This window comes from Arcobacter sp. (assembly GCF_050300555.1).
Taxonomy (GTDB): Bacteria; Campylobacterota; Campylobacteria; order Campylobacterales; family Arcobacteraceae; genus Arcobacter.
The window spans coordinates 1-576 of sequence record NZ_JBNKXY010000283.1; the positions used below are offsets into that span (position 1 = coordinate 1).

A 576-nucleotide genomic window follows, 5' to 3' on the forward strand; every position below is an offset into this window, starting at 1 on the left:
TTTCAAAATCACCCAAGATTTGTTGGTTCTTAGTTATTAAATAGTGTTTTCAACGCACAAAATTTTTAGTGAGAAACATAATATATATAATTTAAGTTATGCTGAATAAAAGATTTGTCTATATACTTAATTTTATAAGTATATTAATAAAATTAGGGGGATGATTATGGTATTGGATTGGAAAGGTCAAAGAATGGAAAAAAAATTTTTATTTGATGAATTTACGCATGCGTCCTCAAATGATGTCGACAGAATACAAGTTGATAGTGAGGCAGCGGAGGCAACGCGAAGCGCAACAATTATTGTAGAAAAAATTGAACAAGGTCTTGAGGAAAAAAAAGATTCGGAATCTTTGAAGGAGGCTTGTGTTGAAGATTTAAAAAAAATAACTGATCTTTACGGTGAAATCTGGACATTGAAAAAGTCTGTACGCATATAGAAAAACTGGTGGAAATAAAAGGAGGCAAAGCTGCAAAAAAGGTTATTCAAGAAGCTTTTGTTCCTATAAAAGAAGAGTACTTGCAGAAAGAAAAACAATTTGGAGAAGCCTTAAACACGGTGCAAGATGAGGTGGTA

Annotated in this window: 1 protein-coding gene; it reads left to right on the top strand. The window is 31.9% G+C overall.

Features of this window, described 5'->3' with window-relative positions; all coding sequences use genetic code 11:
• Positions 1 to 193: 193 nt before the first annotated feature.
• Positions 194 to 439, top strand: coding sequence for a hypothetical protein (locus ACQY5W_RS13385; RefSeq protein ID WP_428025466.1), 246 nt, complete (start codon positions 194 to 196; stop codon positions 437 to 439).
• Positions 440 to 576: the final 137 nt, after the last annotated feature.